Annotated in this window: 14 protein-coding genes; 8 read left to right on the top strand and 6 right to left on the bottom strand. The window is 65.5% G+C overall.

Annotated features, from left to right (window positions below; all coding sequences use genetic code 11):
• Positions 1-218 precede the first annotated feature (218 nt).
• From FJU11_RS07360 to FJU11_RS07330, 7 genes are all read left to right on the top strand, one after another.
• Positions 219-539: a hypothetical protein gene (locus FJU11_RS07360; RefSeq protein ID WP_141166389.1), complete on the top strand. Its 321-nt coding sequence runs from the start codon at positions 219-221 to the stop codon at positions 537-539.
• 255 nt (positions 540-794) lie between these two features.
• Complete coding sequence (locus FJU11_RS07355) at positions 795-1,727, top strand: LysR substrate-binding domain-containing protein (RefSeq protein WP_235890881.1); 933 nt, start codon at positions 795-797, stop codon at positions 1,725-1,727.
• 200 nt (positions 1,728-1,927) lie between these two features.
• Positions 1,928-3,337 (top strand): gamma-aminobutyraldehyde dehydrogenase, encoded by a 1,410-nt coding sequence (locus FJU11_RS07350; RefSeq protein WP_141166387.1) that lies wholly within the window; start codon positions 1,928-1,930, stop codon positions 3,335-3,337.
• A 73-nt stretch (positions 3,338-3,410) separates the two neighbouring features.
• Complete coding sequence (locus FJU11_RS07345; RefSeq protein ID WP_141166412.1) at positions 3,411-4,433, top strand: ABC transporter ATP-binding protein; 1,023 nt, start codon at positions 3,411-3,413, stop codon at positions 4,431-4,433.
• A complete protein-coding gene (locus FJU11_RS07340; protein WP_210242854.1) occupies positions 4,430-5,584 on the top strand; it encodes an ABC transporter substrate-binding protein in 1,155 nt (384 codons plus the stop codon). The genes FJU11_RS07345 and FJU11_RS07340 overlap by 4 nt, the downstream gene beginning before the upstream one ends.
• A 31-nt stretch (positions 5,585-5,615) precedes the next feature.
• Positions 5,616-6,530 (top strand): ABC transporter permease, encoded by a 915-nt coding sequence (locus FJU11_RS07335; RefSeq protein WP_141166386.1) that lies wholly within the window; start codon positions 5,616-5,618, stop codon positions 6,528-6,530.
• Positions 6,531-6,532: 2 nt separating this feature from the next.
• A complete protein-coding gene (locus FJU11_RS07330) occupies positions 6,533-7,321 on the top strand; it encodes an ABC transporter permease (RefSeq protein WP_141166385.1) in 789 nt (262 codons plus the stop codon).
• A 24-nt stretch (positions 7,322-7,345) separates the two neighbouring features.
• Here FJU11_RS07330 and FJU11_RS07325 read toward each other — a convergent pair whose 3' ends face one another.
• The 3 genes from FJU11_RS07325 to FJU11_RS07315 all read right to left on the bottom strand — a co-directional run bounded on the left by FJU11_RS07325 (position 7,346) and on the right by FJU11_RS07315 (position 9,884).
• Entirely contained in the window at positions 7,346-8,566 is a 1,221-nt protein-coding gene (locus FJU11_RS07325) for an alanine racemase (protein WP_141166384.1), read from the bottom strand.
• A 78-nt stretch (positions 8,567-8,644) separates the two neighbouring features.
• Positions 8,645-9,136: an Lrp/AsnC family transcriptional regulator gene (locus tag FJU11_RS07320; RefSeq protein WP_141166383.1), complete on the bottom strand. Its 492-nt coding sequence runs from the start codon at positions 9,134-9,136 to the stop codon at positions 8,645-8,647.
• Positions 9,137-9,248: 112 nt separating this feature from the next.
• Positions 9,249-9,884, bottom strand: coding sequence for a uracil-DNA glycosylase family protein (locus FJU11_RS07315; protein WP_141166382.1), 636 nt, complete (start codon positions 9,882-9,884; stop codon positions 9,249-9,251).
• 128 nt (positions 9,885-10,012) lie between these two features.
• Here FJU11_RS07315 and FJU11_RS07310 point away from each other — a divergent pair, with 128 nt between their 5' ends.
• The gene (locus tag FJU11_RS07310) at positions 10,013-11,551 is read left to right on the top strand and encodes a sensor histidine kinase (RefSeq protein WP_141166381.1); all 1,539 of its coding nucleotides are present in this window, start codon (positions 10,013-10,015) and stop codon (positions 11,549-11,551) included.
• A 34-nt stretch (positions 11,552-11,585) separates the two neighbouring features.
• Here FJU11_RS07310 and FJU11_RS07305 read toward each other — a convergent pair whose 3' ends face one another.
• Genes FJU11_RS07305 through FJU11_RS07295 form a run of 3 tightly spaced genes read right to left on the bottom strand, consistent with a single transcriptional unit; the run spans position 11,586 to position 16,426 of the window.
• Positions 11,586-12,785, bottom strand: a complete 1,200-nt coding sequence (locus FJU11_RS07305) for an osmoprotectant NAGGN system M42 family peptidase (protein WP_141166380.1) — start codon at positions 12,783-12,785, stop codon at positions 11,586-11,588.
• A 31-nt stretch (positions 12,786-12,816) separates the two neighbouring features.
• Positions 12,817-14,625: an N-acetylglutaminylglutamine synthetase gene (gene ngg, locus FJU11_RS07300; RefSeq protein WP_141166379.1), complete on the bottom strand. Its 1,809-nt coding sequence runs from the start codon at positions 14,623-14,625 to the stop codon at positions 12,817-12,819.
• Positions 14,626-14,650: 25 nt separating this feature from the next.
• A complete protein-coding gene (locus tag FJU11_RS07295) occupies positions 14,651-16,426 on the bottom strand; it encodes an N-acetylglutaminylglutamine amidotransferase (protein WP_141166378.1) in 1,776 nt (591 codons plus the stop codon).
• Between the last annotated feature and the right edge of the window lie 123 nt (positions 16,427-16,549).

Here is a 16,549-nt window from a genome sequence, read left to right as displayed (position 1 = left end):
GACGTGATTTGCCTTCTTATTATGCAGTCTGCACGTCCGCCTTGGAACGACCGACCCTTTCGTTGCCCGCCGGCGGGTGCGCCATATTGCCCATGCGGAAGCGCTTGTGTGCACGCCCATCTTGCGTATCGTCGACCCATGTTCGCGTTCCATGAAGACGCGCGCCCGGTTCGCCAGCTCGTTTCGGCCCGCCGGGACGAGCACGGGTTCGGCTCGCCGTGAGCCGGCACGCGCAGAGCCTGCTTTCGGCATTCGTCGGCCTCCTCGATGACGATGGGCTGCGCCTGCTCGAAAGGCTCGTGGCAGATCCGCATGGCGTGCCGATCGGCGACATACGGGGGAGCAGCCTCGCCCGGGTGCTGCAGCCCGGCAGCACGCTCGTCCGCTACGACCGCCTGAGCGGCATGGCGAAGCCGACCTCGCGCTGTATCACCAAAGCGCTTTCGCAGGCACTACACGCGCCCGATCCCGCGATCCGCGGTTCGCGCATCATTCTCGAAGGCGAGATCCCGAATGCCGTAAACCCGCCGAAGGGCTGAAAGTTTTCGACGCGCTGCCCGATCGCCAGCGACCGGTGCCGCGCCGAACGCCCGCCGCTTCGTCGCCACGGCGGCAACGGACGCAGCGTCGCCTGTCATTTCCCCGTCGACGCCGCGGCGGGCACGCCCCTCGAGCACCAGCTCGAGGCGAACGACGTCTGACCGGCGGCGGGCGACGGCGATGGGCGAACCGCTGTCCCCGTCGCCGGTTTGCCGCTAAACCTCCCGACGAACGCCGTTCGTTACGAGATGCTGTTGGCCAAAGACGGTCCCCAATCGCTGACGCTGCGCCAGTTTCGCTACTTTTCGCTCGTGGCCGAAACGGGCTCGATCTCGCGTGCGGCCATGCGCGTCGGCATTTCGCAATCGGCGATCACGGCGGCGATCCAGTCGCTCGAGGAGGAGATGGGATCGCCGCTTTTCGCGCGGCATCAAAAGGGCATGCGGCTGACGCACGAGGGGCACCGGCTGCTGCGTCATTCCCGGCTGATCCTCGCGGCCGTCGCCGACGCGCGCAACACGGTGCGGCTCAGGCCGGAAAACGTCGCCGGCGAACTGAATATCGGTGTGACGCGTATGGTGTCGGGCTACTATCTCGCCGATCTTCTCGCCCGCTTCCGGCGCGTCTTCCAGAACATCGCCGTTCGCGTCGTCGAGGACGATCGCGCCTATCTCGAACATCTTCTCGTCGGCGGCGAGATCGATGTCGGGCTTCTCGTGGTCTCCAACCTTGTCGACCATCAGGGCCTGCAGAGCGAGATCCTGCTGCGTTCGCCGTTTCGCGTGTGGCTGCCCGAACGGCATGCGCTGCTTACGCATTCCTCGCTCGAATTCGACCATCTCGCGAACGAGCCCTTCGTCATGCTGACGATGGACGAACTCGCCGATACAACCGCGCGGCTCTGGCGCGACGGCGGCGGCTTCCATCCGCCGGTCGCGATGAAGAGCGATTCCGTCGAGGCGATCCGCAGCCTCGTCGGCACGGGGGTGGGCATCGCCATGCTGCCGGACGTCGCCTACCGGCCGTTCTCCCTCGAGGGCGACCGGATCGAAGCGCGCTACCTCACCGGTGCGGTTCATACCGTCGATATTGGCCTTGCATGGAGACGCGGTATGCCGCTTGGCGAACCGGTTCGCCATTTTATCGAACTCAGCCGCGATTACGGCCAAGGGCGACCGCGCCGCTAGAACGCTCCGCGACCCGACTGGATCAAGTCCGACGCTCCATCTTCTCGTCTTGCGCATCGTTCGCGGCGCCAGACTGGATCGGTCTGGCTGGAAATGCTCCGGGTATCGGAAAATCCGAATGCCGGCCGCATAATTTCAGATTTTGCTTATAGATCGAACGCTCGTAGCATTCCCGGCATCGCATGCAGGGAGTTCGAACGATGCTGATCGGAAACGCGATGGTCGAGGGCGAGGCCGCGCCGGAGACCGTGATCAATCCGGCGACCGGCGAGGCGATCGAAAGCCTCGCGAGTGCCAGCGAAGGTCAGGTGAAGACCGCGATCGAAGCGGCCGACCGCGCCTTTTCCGGTTGGGCCGGACTGACGCCCGGCGAACGCTCCGCCATGCTCCTGAAGCTCGCCGACGCGATCGAGGCGAAGACCGACGAGTTCGCCCGCCTCGAGAGCGACAATTGCGGCAAGCCCTTCGCGCAGGCGCGCGACGAGGAGATCCCGGCGACGGTCGACTGCTTCCGCTTCTTCGCAGGTGCCGCGCGCACGCTCCATGCCAGTGCCGCCGGCGAATACATGGCCGGCCATACGAGCATGATCCGGCGCGATCCGGTCGGCGTCGTCGGCTCGATCGCACCGTGGAACTATCCGCTGATGATGCTGTCGTGGAAGGTCGCGCCGGCCCTTGCCGCCGGCAACACCGTCGTCATGAAGCCGTCCGAGCAGACGCCGCTGACGGCATTGAAATTCGCCGAGATCGCCGCCGGCATCCTTCCCGAGGGCGTCTTCAACCTCGTGCTCGGGCGCGGCGACACGGTTGGTGCCGCGCTCGTTTCGGATCCACGCGTGCGGATGGTTTCGCTCACCGGCGACATCGCCACCGGCCGCAAGGTTCTCGAAATGGCGTCGAAATCGATCAAGCGCACCCATCTCGAACTCGGCGGCAAGGCGCCCGTCATCGTCTATGACGATGCCGACATCGCCGAGGTCGTCGAAGGGGTGCGCCTCTTCGGCTATTTCAACGCCGGGCAGGACTGCACCGCCGCCTGCCGCATCTACGCGGGAGCGAAAGTCCACGACAAGCTCGTCGCCGATCTCGCTTCCGCCGTCTCCGGCATCCGCTACGGCCGGCAGGACGAGGATGTCGAGATCGGCCCGCTGATCAGCGAGCGCCAGCGTGGCCGGGTCGCGAGCTTCGTCGAGCGGGCGCGCGCGGAAAGCCACATGGAGATCGTCACCGGTGGAAAGCAGCCGGACGGTGCGGGCTTCTTCTACGAGCCGACGCTGATCGCCGGCGCGCGGCAGGAGGACGAGATCGTCCAGCGCGAGGTGTTCGGTCCGGTCGTCTCCGTCACCCGGTTTTCCGAGCCGGACGAAGCGATCGCCTGGGCAAACGATTCCGAATACGGGCTCGCCTCGTCGGTCTGGACAAGCGATATTTCGAAGGCGATGCGCACCGCAGCACGGCTGCAATATGGCTGCACATGGATCAACACGCATTTCGCGCTCGTCAACGAGATGCCCCATGGCGGCATGAAGATGTCGGGCTACGGCAAGGACATGTCGATGTATTCGCTGGAGGACTACACGACCGCCCGCCACGTGATGATCAAGCATTGAGGGGAACGGGCGCGTGCTGACGAAGACGGCATCGCACGAGGCCGATCGCGACCGGACGGAGGCGGCCGACACGCTGCTCGAGGTCGAAGGGCTCGCCAAATCCTTCAAGGGCACCGTCGCCCTGCATTCCGTCGACCTGTCGATCCGGCGCGGCGAATTCTTCACGCTGCTCGGGCCCTCCGGCTCGGGCAAGACGACGACGCTGCGCCTGATCGCAGGCTTCGAACGTCCCGATTCCGGTTCGGTCCGCCTCGACGGACGCGATGTCGCGCGGCTCGCGCCCTTCAAGCGCGACGTCAACACGGTCTTCCAGGACTATGCGCTCTTCCCGCATATGAGTGTCGCGGAAAACATCGCCTACGGTCTGGAGGCGAAACGTGTCGCGCGTGAAGAACGTGGCAAGCGCGTGGCGGAAGCCTTGCGCATGGTGCAGCTCGAGCGCTTCGCGGATCGTTCTCCGTCTGCCCTTTCCGGCGGCCAGCGTCAGCGTGTCGGTCTGGCGCGCGCCATCGTCAACCGCCCTCGCCTGCTCCTCCTGGACGAGCCCCTCGGCGCGCTCGATCTCAAGCTTCGCCAGGAAATGCAGCTCGAACTGAAACATATTCAGGAGGAGATCGGCATCACCTTCCTCTACGTCACGCACGATCAGGAGGAAGCGCTGTCGATGTCCGACCGCATCGCCGTCTTCAACGACGGGCGGATCGAACAGATCGGCAGTCCGAGCGAGGTCTACGAGAAGCCGAAGTCCGAATTCGTCGCTGGTTTCGTCGGAACGTCGTCGCTCGTCGAGCGCGGCGGCGACCGTCTCGTGCTGCGGCCGGAAAAGGTTCACATCGCGCGATCGGCGGAGGCGTTCACCGGCGAAGGCTGGCACGTCGAGACGGGCCGGATCGCCGAGTCCGTCTATCTCGGCCTTTATACCCGCCACATCGTCCGCCTCGATGCCGGCGAGACGGTCGTTTCGGTCGAACAGAACGCGGAAGGACCGGCGAGCACGCTCGCAGCGGCGCGCGGTCAGCCGGTCACGGTTGCATGGAGGAAGGCGAACGTCTTCGCTCTGCCAGGGGAACGGCAAACAATGGAGAAGCAGACATGACACGGCGTTTCAGACCCGCAGGCCGCGCGCTTGCCGCACTGGCGATGACGGCGATCCCGCTCAACGCCTTCGCCGCACCGGTTTCGGCGAACTATCCCGACCAGATCGGCAAGGGCGAAGGCGATCTCAACATCGTGGCCTGGGAGGGCTACGCGCAGGACGACTGGATCAAGCCCTTCGAAAGCGAGACGGGCTGCACCGTCCACCGCAAATATGCCGGCTCGTCCGACGAGATGGTGGCGCTGATGCGCTCGGGCGGCGGCGGCGAATACGATCTCGTCTCGGCTTCGGGCGACGCGTCGCTGCGCCTCGTCTATGGCGGCGACGTGCAGCCGATCGACGTCGACCTCATTCCCGAGTGGAAGGATTTCATCGACGAGCTGAAATCACCGCCGCACAACACGCTGAACGACTTTCATTACGGCATTTCCTATGAATGGGGTCCGAACGTCCTCCTGTGGAACGCCGACAAGATCGACACGGCGCCCGAGAGCTGGCAGGCGATCTACGACGAAAAATACAAGGGCAAGATCACCGTTCCGGACAACCCGATCCAGATCGCCGACGCCGCCGTCTATCTGATGAGCACCAAGCCGGATCTCGGCATTAAGGATCCCTACGAACTGACGCAGGAGCAGTTGTCGGCGGCTGCCGACCTGCTCAAGAAGCAGCGTCCGCTCATCAAGAAATACTGGGCGCTCGCCTCCGACGAGATCGAACTCTTCAAGAACGGCGACGCCGTGATCGGTGCCGCGTGGCCCTATACGACGAACGCGCTTCAGGCCGACAAGGTGAACGTCAAGGACACCATCCCGAAGGAAGGCGCCACGGGCTGGGCGGACAGCTGGATGCTTTCGGCAAAGTCGAAGCATGTGAACTGCGCCTACAAATTCATGCGCTACGTCTCGACACCGAAGGTGCAGGCCCAGCAGGCGATCTATTTCGGCGAGACGCCGGCCAACAAGAAGGCCTGCGACCCGATGAACGCGATCGAGGCGGGTGCGTGCGAGAAGTACCACCTCAACGCGCCGGCATCCTACTTCAAGCAGATCCATTTCTGGCGCACGCCGCTGCCGCAATGCGCCGACGGCTCGAAGAAGTGTACGAGCTATTCCGACTGGCAGCGCGCATGGCAGCAGGTGAAGGGCTGACCATGGCCGAAGAGACGAAGCGGCGGCTCGCATGACGACGGCGGAATGGCCGGCAACGCGCACGGGGGGTGGCGGGCTTCGCCGCCTCTCGGCGCTTCTGTGGCGCCGGCCATTCGCCGCGCTCTCCGCACTCGTCGTGCCGCCGCTCGCCTGGTTCCTGCTGATCTACATCGCGGCGCTCGCGGTTCTCTTCGTCGCCGCCTTCTGGTCCGTCGATCCGTTCACCGGCGAAGTCGTGCGGGACTTCACCTTCCAGAACTTCCAGGACGTGGCGACGCTTCCGACCTATCGCCACATCGTCTACCGGACAGTCCTCATCGCCGCTGCCGTCACGGTGACGGATGCGATCCTCGCCTTCCCGGTCGCCTATTTCATGGCGCGCATCGCGGGGCCGCGCTTGCGCCTCGTGCTGACGACGCTCGTCGTCCTGCCGCTCTGGTCGAGCTACCTTGCACGGGTCTATGCATGGCGGCTGATCCTCGCTCATGACGGTGCGCTTAACTGGGCGCTCTCGCTCGTCGGCCTGCCCTCGCTTGCGATCGGCTATTCGAACTGGGCGATGTGGATCGTCTTCAGCTATATCTGGCTGCCCTTCATGATCATGCCGGTCTTCGCGGCGCTGGAACGCGTTCCGAACTCCTATTTCGAGGCTTCGCAGGATCTCGGCGGCCGCGGCCTGCGCACGTTGCGCAAAGTCGTCCTGCCGCTTGCCATGCCCGGCCTCGTCGCCGGCTCGATCTTCACCTTCTCGCTCACGCTCGGCGACTACATCACGCCCGTCCTCGTCGGCGGGCCGGGCTCGGATTTCATCGGTAACGTCGTCTACGCCAATGTCGGCGTCGCCAACAACATTCCCTTCGCCGCCGCCTACGCGACGGTGCCGCTCGTCATGATGGCGCTCTATCTGTGGCTCGCGCGCCGCATCGGCGCCTTCGAGGTGATGTGACGATGGAAAGCCGCCTCACCCGCATCCTTCTCGGCGCCTGGGTCGTCGGCGTGCTCGCCTTCCTCTTCATCCCGATCGGGATCATCCTGCTCTACGCGTTCAACGCCTCGAACGTGCAAAGCTGGCCGATCCCCGGCTTCAGCCTCAAATGGTTTCCCGAGACCTTTGCCAATCGCGAGGTGCGCATGGCGCTGTGGCTTTCCGTCAAGGCGGGGGTGATCGCGACGATCCTTTCGGTGTGTCTCGGAACGATGGCGGCCTTCGCGGTCCATCGCTTCCGCTTCTACGGGCGCGAGGCGCTCTCCTTCATCGTCGTCCTGCCGATCGCGCTGCCCGGCATCATCACGGGCATGGCGCTCAACTCGTTCTTCGTCTTCTGGCACCTGCCCCTGAGCTTCTGGACGATCGTCATCGGCCATACGACGTTCTGCATCGTCATCGTCTACAACAACGTGCTCGCACGGTTGCGGCGTGTCTCCGCCTCGCTTTCCGAAGCGTCGATGGATCTCGGAGCGAATGCGTGGACGACGTTTCGCCGGGTCACCTTCCCTTCGATCTCGACGGCGCTGATCGCCGGCGGCCTGCTCGCCTTCGCGCTTTCCTTCGACGAGGTGATCGTGACGACCTTTACCGCCGGCGCGCAGAACACGCTGCCCCTGTGGATCTTCGGCGCGATCCGGCTCGGCCAGAAGCTGCCAGAGGTGAACGTCATCGTGCTCGTGGTCACTGCCGTGACGTTCGTGCCGATCCTGCTTGCCTATCGCATGACGGCGCGCGCTTCGCAGGATTGAGCGGCGCCCTCGACCGTCCGGTGATCAGTCGGCCATCGTCTCCAGGCTCGCATAGCCGTCCGGCGCGCCGTTGTCGGCGAAGGCGGTTTCCACCTCGACGAAATCGTCCGAATAAAAGCCGTTGAAGCGCGTGCGCAGGGCGAGCGAATAGGCGCCGATGTGGCCGATCTCGATCCAGTCGCCCGTATCGACCGTGTCGGGCAGCCAGAATGGCCGCGAGAGAATGTCGACCGAATCGCAGGTGGCACCGCACACCTTGAAGGGAACGTTCCGGTTCGCGTCGCCCGCCCGGGTCTTGCGGGCCGGATCGGGAATGAAGCGGGCCGGCAGCGTGATCTTGCCGGTCCAGCTATCCGAAAGCGAAGCCCAGATGCCGTCGTTGATATAAAGCCGCTTGCCCTTTCGAAGCAGCACGCGGCAGATCAGCGAGAAGGCGCGCGCCACGACAACCCTGCCCGGCTCGGCGACGAGCGGAAGATCCTGAAAGTCCCATTCGCGGATGTTGTCGCGAAGGCTTCCCATCAGCGCGTCGAGATCCGGCAGCGTCGGGCGCTTCGCCCTCGGATCCTGCCCGTAATCGGCGGGGAAACCGCCGCCGAGATCGAGCCCGGCAAGCTCGACGCCCGCCCGCCCGCGCACCCAATCCGCCGAGGCGAGCGCGCGTTCGTAGGTTTCCGTCTCCTCGATCTGGCTGCCGACATGGAAGCACAGCCCCACCTTGAAGCCGATCCGGTCGAGCCGCTTGACGAGCTCGACCGAGTGGCCGGGTGCGGCGCCGAACTTCTTGGAAAGTTCGTAGAGTGCGTGCCCCTTCGTCTGAAGCCGCACATAGATGGTGATGTCGCCGGGATCGAGATCGAGCGCGCGGACGATCCGCAACACCTTGGCGATCTCGTCCTCGTGGTCGAGTGCCAGCGTTCGGATGCCGTAGGTCTCGAGTGCAAGGCGAATGTCGGATTGCGCCTTGATCGGGTGCATGTAGAGCATTTCCGCATCCGGCGAGGCCGCACGCACGGCCTCGAACTCGCCGGGCGACGCGACGTCGAAGGTCTTCACGCCGGCCTCCACGAGCGTCGAAAGCACCATCGGCTCGCCGTTCGTCTTGACGGCGTAAGCGGTTTCGCCCGGAAAGAGCGACATGAAACGCTGCGCGTCGGCCCGCAGCACCGCCGGACGAAAACAGTAAAGCGGCGCATCCGGACGGCGCGCGAGTGCCGCGTCCTTCCCGGTGGCGAATCGTTCCATATGGAATCTCCCTGACCTGCCGCGAAGGTAACAGGCGAACCGGCAGCGTAAAGGCGCGAGGAAAGCGCCGTCGGTCGGTCAGGCGGTCGTTTCGCCCCTGCCCGGCTCCACGACCATGTAGTCGAGCGGCAACTGCGTCGTGTACTTGATCTGCTCCATCGCGAAGGAGGACGAGACGTCCCGGATCTCGATCTTCTGGATCAGCCGCTTGTAAAAGGCGTCGTAGGCCTCGATGTCGGGCACGACGACGCGCAGCAGGTAGTCGACGTCGCCGCTCATGCGATAGAACTCGACCACTTCGGGAAAATCGACCACGACCTCCGAAAAGCGCTTCAGCCATTCGGTGCTGTGCGTGCCGGTGCGGATCGCCACGAAGACGGTGACGCGCGCGTTCACGCTTGCCGGATCGAGCAGCGCGACACGCTTGCGGATGACGCCGCTTTCCTCGAGCCGCTGGATGCGCCGCCAGCACGGCGTCGTCGACAGGCCGACCTTCTTGGCGATGTCGGCGACGGCGTAGGTCGCGTTATCCTGAAGAAGGCGCAGGATCTTGCGATCGAGACGGTCCATGAGAATACTCGCGCCGTTGGATATTCCATCTCCTTAAGGCAGCGCTTTGCGTAGCGCAAAGAAATTCCATCCCTCGAGCGGCACCATGTGGGAATCCCATGCTTGCAACCGTTCAGCGGACCAGGCGCGCCACCTCGCTGCGAAGAAAGGGCAGGACATCCGCTTCGAACCACGGATTGCGCTTCAGCCAGCCCGTGTTGCGCCAGGATGGGTGCGGCAGCGGCAGGACCCGCGGAGACACGTCTTCCACGACGGTCTCGCGCCAGCTCGCGACGGTCTCCGTCAGGCTCGCGCGGCATCGCCGGCCGAGATGGTAGCGCTGCGCGTATGCACCGATCGCGAGCACGAGCTCGATCTGGCCCATCGTCGCCATCAGATCGTCGTGCCACGTCGCGACGCATTCGCGCCGCGGCGGAAGATCGCCACCCTTCGCGTCGTTGCCGGGAAAGCAGAACGCCATTGGCACGATGGCGATGCGCGCCGGATCGTAGAACGTCTCGCGGTCGATGCCGAGCCATGTGCGAAGCCGGTCGCCGGAAGCGTCGTTGAAGGGCAGTCCCGTCTCGTGAACCCGCCGCCCGGGCGCCTGGCCTGCGACGAGCAGGCGCGCGCTTGCCGAAGGCCGGCATACCGGACGCGGTTCGTGCGGCAGCGGTGGTCGGCCCGGTGCCGGCGCGTCGCGGCAGATCCGGCATGCCCGCACGCGCCGCGCCAGTTCGCCGGCCGCCACGGCATCGCCGGCACTCATGCGTTGCCTCCCCGGCGATCGAACGCAACCTTGAGCCGCATTCGGCGGGCACTTTCATGCCGGGTCAGCATCTTCTTAATCATTGCCGCTTAGCCTCGAAGAAACGCTCAAGCATCACTCGGCATTTCATGGATTTCGCCCCCGGCCAACCCGCGGACAAGAACATCGTCGATCGCTCGCGCGCGAGTGCCAACGCGCCGCTGACCCGTGCGATCCGGGCGACCCGCGAGAAACTGCAGACCGGCACGCTCGCTTCCGGCCCGCAGTTCCGTCGCGAAATGACGCTGCTGCATGCCAACGCCCTCCTGCAGAACGCGGCCGCCGCACCCCTGCTCGTCATCCTCGCCGGCGCGCTCAGCGTCTATTTCCTGCACACGCTCAATCTCGTGGCATGGGTCATCGTCACGCTTGTCGTCTATGCGGGCGTGACGCTCGTGGCGCGGCGGACGCCACACGACCTTTCGGCTGCCGATTCGTCCCGCTGGCGCCGGCGTTTCCTTGCCGCCCACATCGTCGTCGGCCTCTGCTGGACCTGGTTCGCCGTCATCGGCTGCGCCGACTGCGACGGACCGGCCTTCCTGCTTTTGAAGGGGCTGATGCTGCTCGTCGCACTTGCGATGACGGCGATGTCGAGCTTCACGATCCGTGGCGCGGTGCCCCTTGCCTTCACGCCGCCCGTCGCCGCGCTCGCCGTCGAAGCCGCACTCACCCGCGGCCCTTACGAGATCGGCATCTTCGCCGTCATGGCAGGCGCGCTCGGCTTCTTCGAGTTCGTCGCCGGCCGCATGCACGATTCCCACGTCAAGCTTCTCTCGTTCCAGTCGGAAAAGGATAGCCTGATCGCCGAACTCGAGGTCGCCAATTCGCTCTCCGACGAGGCGCGACGGCGTGCCGAAGAAGCGAACCTCGCGAAATCGCGCTTCCTCGCCTCGATGAGCCACGAGCTGCGCACGCCCCTGAACGCGATCCTTGGCTTCTCGCAGGTCATGAAGGACGGCGTGCTCGGACCGATGGAGAACGACACCTATCGCGACTATGTCGGCGACATCCATCGTTCCGGCGCGCACCTCCTCGACCTGATCAACGAGATCCTCGACCTTTCGCGCATCGAGGCGGGACGATACGAACTGCAGGAAGAGGCGATCGAGCTCCGCGAGCTCGCCGAGGATTGCATCGGCATGGTGCAGCTTCGCGCGCGGGCGAAGGACATCACCATTACGAGCCGCTTCGAACAGAAGCTGCCCGCCGTCTGGGTGGACGAGCGGGCGCTGCGCCAGGTCGTGCTCAACCTTCTTTCCAACGCCGTCAAGTTCACCCCGCAGAACGGTTCGATCGAGGTGAAGGTCGGCTGGACGGCCGGCGGCGGGCAGTATGTCAGCATCAAGGACAACGGCCCGGGCATTCCCGAGGAGGAGATACCGCTCGTGCTTTCCGCGTTCGGCCAGGGCGCGATCGCCATCAAGAGCGCCGAACAGGGAACCGGGCTCGGCCTGCCGATCGTCCAGGCGGTGCTCGACAAGCACGATGGCGAGTTCGTCCTTCGCTCGAAGCTTCGCCGCGGGACGGAGGCGATCGCCATCCTTCCGCCGCGCCGGGTGCTCGAAAGCGTGGCACCGATCGATCAGGAAGCACCGCGCCGCAAGGTGCGCGCCAACGCCGGGTCCTGACGGCGGGCCCGACACCGGCTACGCCTGAAGCCTTTCAGGTCTGGGCTCCTTTGCCCTGCCCCATGTGAGCATGCTCCTGCCCCTCCCCGTCCGGCGGATCGAGCACGGCGGGCTGATCGGCTTCGGCCGTCGGCTGGTCGGTGAAGCCATGGAGCCCGGACATCTTCTGCGTGTCGCGTTCGATCTCGACGGGGCTGACCGCGTAGGCGGCGATCAGCTTGGCGAGCGTTTCGAGCGCGTGGACGTGGATGCGCTCGTAACCGTGCGAGCCGTCGATTCCGAAGCAGGCGAGCGCGGTGCGCACGTCGTGGCCGGCCTCCACCGCGGACGCGGAGTCGGAACGGTAGTAGCGGAAGACGTCCTTGCGGAAGGGCAGATCGTTGTCCCGGCAGAGATCGACGAGCTTGGTCGTCAGGTGCCAGTCGAACGGCCCCGTCTGGTCGCCCATGGCGAGCGTCACACCGAACTCGGAAGAGTTCTGACCAGGTGCCGACGTACCGTTGTCGACGGCGACCATCGAGGCGACCTCGGGGGTGAGGATCGAGGTCGCGCCGACGCCGACCTCTTCAGCGATCGTGAAGAGCCAGTGGATATCGACCGGCGTCGCGGCCCGTTCGCGCTCCATCGCCTCGAGCGCGGCGAGCATGACGGCGACGCCTGCCTTGTCGTCGAGGTGGCGCGAGACGATGAAGCCGTTCTCCATGAAGCTCTGACCGGGATCGACACCGACCATGTCGCCGATCTCGATGCCGAGCGCCATGGTCTCGGCAGGGCTCGTCGTCACGGCGTCGATGCGCAATTCCACGTTCGGCCAGGAAACGGGCAGCGAATCCACCTCCTCGTTGAAGGTGTGGCCGGAGGCTTTGAGCGGCAGGATCGTGCCGTGATAGGTGCCCGAATGCGTGAAGACGCGGCAGCGCGCACCTTCGGCGAAGCGCGAGGACCAGTTGCCGACCGGCACGAGTTCCAGCCGGCCGTTTTCCTTGATCGCCTTGACCTGCACACCGAGCGTATCGAGATGCGAAACGAGCGCACGTGCACCGGCACGTCGCGAACCCTGGCGAATGGCGCGAATGGCGCCGCGCCGCGTCAGTTCCGGGGTGAGGCCGAGGCGCTTCAGCTCCTGCGAGCAGTGCCGCACGATCGTGTCGGTGTAGCCGGTCGGGCTCGGAATATCGAGCAGCGCCTTCAGTTGGCCGACGAGATAGTCGACATCGATATCGAGAACGCTCACGACCGCCGCTTCTCCTGTGGTTTGCACGCATTCATCCGCGCATGGCCTTACTGACCGATTCAGGTCGCGACAAGGGAAAGAGAAGATCGACGAAGCGCTGCGCCGTCGGCTGCGGCTCGTGATTGGCAAGACCGGGCCGCTCGTTCGCCTCGATGAAGACGTAGTCCGGCTCGCTCGGCTCGCGTACCATGAAGTCGATGCCGACGACGGGAATGTCGATGGCGCGCGCGATGCGGCAGGCCGCCTCGACGAGGCGGGGGTGGGCGATGCCCGTCACGTCGTGGATCGAACCGCCGGTATGCAGGTTCGCGGTCCGGCGTACGGCGACATCGCGGCCGGCCTCCGGCACGAAGTCGTAGGCCATGCCCTGGCTCTCCAGGCAGCGTTGCGTTTCGGCATCGAGTGGAATGGAACTCTCGCCGCCCGTCGCGGCCGAACGTCGACGGGACTGCCGCCGGATCAGATCGGCGAGCGTCCGGACGCCGTCGCCGACGACATGGGCCGGCCGGCGGATCGCCGCGGCGACGAGCTTGAAGTCGATGACGACGAGGCGCAGGTCCTGCCCCTTGAAGCAGGCCTCGACGAGGACGCGCTCGCAAACGAGACGCGCGGCCCCGATCGCCGTTCGCACCTCCGCCATCGTCGTCAGATCGACGTGGACGCCGCGGCCCTGTTCGCCGCGCGCCGGCTTGACGACGACGCTTCCATGGCGTTCGAGAAAAGCTGCGATCACATCCTCGTCGGCACCGGCCTCGATCTGCTCGGGCACCGCGAGCTCGGCGCGCGCGGCGACGCGGCGCGTGACAGCCTTGTCGTCGCAGATCGACATGGCGACGCCGCTCGTCATGTCGGACAGCGACTCCCGGCAACGGATGCCGCGACCGCCGAAGGTCAGGCGGAAAAAGCCGCCCTGCGGGTCCGTCACCTCCGCATGGATGCCGCGCCGGCGCGCCTCGTCGACGATGATGCGCGCATAGGGGTTGAGAGCGTCGTAGTCACCGAGCGGCGATGCGTAGAGCTTCTCGTTGATCGGGTTCTTGCGCTTCATCGCGAAGACCGGAACGCGATCGAAGCCGATCTTCTCGTAGAGCGCGATCGCCTGGGCGTTGTCGTGCAGAACGGAAAGGTCCATGTACCGCGCCCCGCACACGGCATAGTGCTCTGCGAGACGGCGTACCAGTGCTTCGCCGATACCGGGCGCATGCGCCTGCGCGTCCACGGCGAGGCACCACAGCGAGGTGCCCTTTTCGGGATCGTCGAAAGCCTGCACGTGATCGACGCCCGTCACCGTGCCGACGAGCGCACCCGTCGCCACGTCCTCGGCGACGAGATAGGTCAGGACACGGCTTTCCCGGTTCGCCCAGAAGAAGGCGGGCTGAACGGGGATCATGCCGCGGGATTCGTAGATGGTGTTGACGGCGTCCGCATCGTGTTCGGAAACGAGCCTGCGGATGCAAAAGCCCGAATGCGCCTCGTTCGACGGCTGGTAAGTCGCAAGATCCAGACGGAAGGTGTGCGAGGGGTCGAGGAAAAGCTCCTGCGGCGCCATCGAAAGCAGGACGTGCGGGTCGCGAATGTAAAAGGCGATGTCGCGCCGCTCCGGCGCTTCGTCGCGGATCGCCTCCAGCATGGCGGCGCCGGTTGCAAAGGTCTGCCCGAAAAGGAGCCGACCCCAGCCGCATTCCAGCACGAAGTTCTCGCGCATGCGGTCCGTATCGACTTCCCCCGTGGGAACGGCGGACTTCGTCTCTTCCTTGCGCGTGCGACCCGGCCGGTGCGCCTGTACCTGTGCCTGGCGGGACTGGCCGGTATCGCCCGCCTTCCTGTCCGTTCTGGCCATGGCGATGCTTCGCTTCCTCCTGCCCTCAGATACCATGCGCCTGCAGCCACATCTCCAGAAGACCGGCCTGCCACAGTTCCGAACCTCTAAGCGGCGTGATGTGTTCGGCCGGCGCCGCGAAAAGCGTGTCCAGATAGCGCTCGTCGAAGAGGCCGCGCTCCTTCGCCCGCCGGCTGGTCAGCGCGTCGCGCACCAGATCGAGATAGGGACCGTCGATGTATTTGAGCTGCGGTACCGGGAAATAGCCCTTCTTGCGGTCGATCACCGCGTTCGGGACGAGGAGCCGAGCGACATCCTTGAGCACGCCCTTGCCGCCGTCCTTCAGCTTTTCTTCCGGCGGAATGCGCCCGGCAAGCTCGACGAGCTCGTGGTCGAGGAACGGCACGCGCGCCTCCAGCCCCCACGCCATGGTCATGTTGTCGACGCGCTTGACCGGATCGTCCACCAGCATGACAGTCGTGTCGAGCCGCAGCGCCTTGTCGACGGCCGTTTCGGCGCCGGCCGCCGCGAACTGCTCGGCAACGAAGGCCCGCGCCTCGTCCTTGTCCGGACACCAGCCCGAAGCGAGCTGGCGCTTCAGCGTGGCGTGGTCGCGATCGAAGAAGATGCCCGCGTAGTCCGCCAGTGCGTCCCGCGAGCCGGCGAGCGGAGGATACCAGTGGTAACCGCCGAACACTTCGTCCGCCCCCTGCCCCGACTGGACCACCTTGACGTGCTTCGAGACTTCCTCGGCCAGCAGATAAAAGCCGACATTGTCGTAGGAGACCATCGGCTCCGACATGGCGGCGATGGTCTCCGGCAGCACCGACATCAGCCGCTGCGAGGGTACGAAGATCTGTCGATGGTTCGTCCCGAAATGCCCGGCGACAAGGTCGGAGTAGGCAAACTCGTCGCCTTTCTCGCCGTTCGCCTCTTCGAAGCCGACGGAAAACGTCATCAGGTCGCGCTGCCCGGCCTCGGCAAGAAGCGCGACGATCAGCGAGGAATCGACACCGCCGGAAAGAAGCACGCCGACGGGCACGTCGGAGACCATCCGCCGTTCAACGGCCAGCCGTAGCGCGGCAAGCACCCGGTCGCGCCATTCCCCGGCGCCGATCTGCGCATCGGCCGGATCACGCTCGAAGCGGGCTTGCCAGTAGCGGGTATCACGCTGCGTTCCGTCGGCCTCGATCACCCGCAGCGTCGCCGGCGGCAGCTTGCGCACGCCGGCAAGGATCGTTCTCGGTGCGGGAACGACGGCGTGGAAGGCCATGTAATGGTCGAGCGCGATGCGATCGAGCGCCGTATCGACGTCGCCGGCTGCAAGCAGCGCCGGCAGCGAAGAAGCAAAGCGCAGCCGTCTGCCGTTTTCGGCGAGATAAAGCGGCTTGATGCCGAAGCGATCGCGCGCCATGGCGATGCGGCCCGTGTCGCGCTCGTGGATGACGAAGGCGAACATGCCGTTGAAGCGTTCGAGGCACGCTTCGCCCCACGCGTGCCAGGCCTTGAGAATGACTTCCGTGTCGCCGTGCGAGAAGAAGCGGTAGCCGGCCGTTTCCAGTTGTTCGCGCAGTTCGGAATAATTGTAGATACAGCCGTTGAAGGCGATAGTCAGGCCGAGGGCGGCGTCTACCATCGGCTGTTTGGCGTTCGCCGAAAGGTCGATGATGCCGAGGCGACGATGGCCGAAGCCGACGCGCCCGCGCATGACGATGCCGGAATCGTCCGGCCCACGGCGAGCGAGTGCTTCGCTCATCGCAGCGACGGTCGCGGCGGAAGCCGCTTCGCCGTCGAACCGTATCTCGCCGCATATCCCGCACATGATGGATCATCCCCGGTGCCGAGGCGGTTTTGGAGGCGCGTTCGCCCCTTCGTGAGCGAAGCGTGAGCGTGCCCGTCCGCAACTCGAACGCCGCGGCAGGAAAGAGCGGCCCCCACGAGGAGG

It is taken from the genome of Pararhizobium mangrovi, assembly GCF_006516965.1.
Classification (GTDB): domain Bacteria; phylum Pseudomonadota; class Alphaproteobacteria; order Rhizobiales; family Rhizobiaceae; genus Pararhizobium_B; species Pararhizobium_B mangrovi.
Note: the sequence above shows the minus strand (reverse complement) of the source record. Positions and strands in the feature narration are given on the sequence as shown.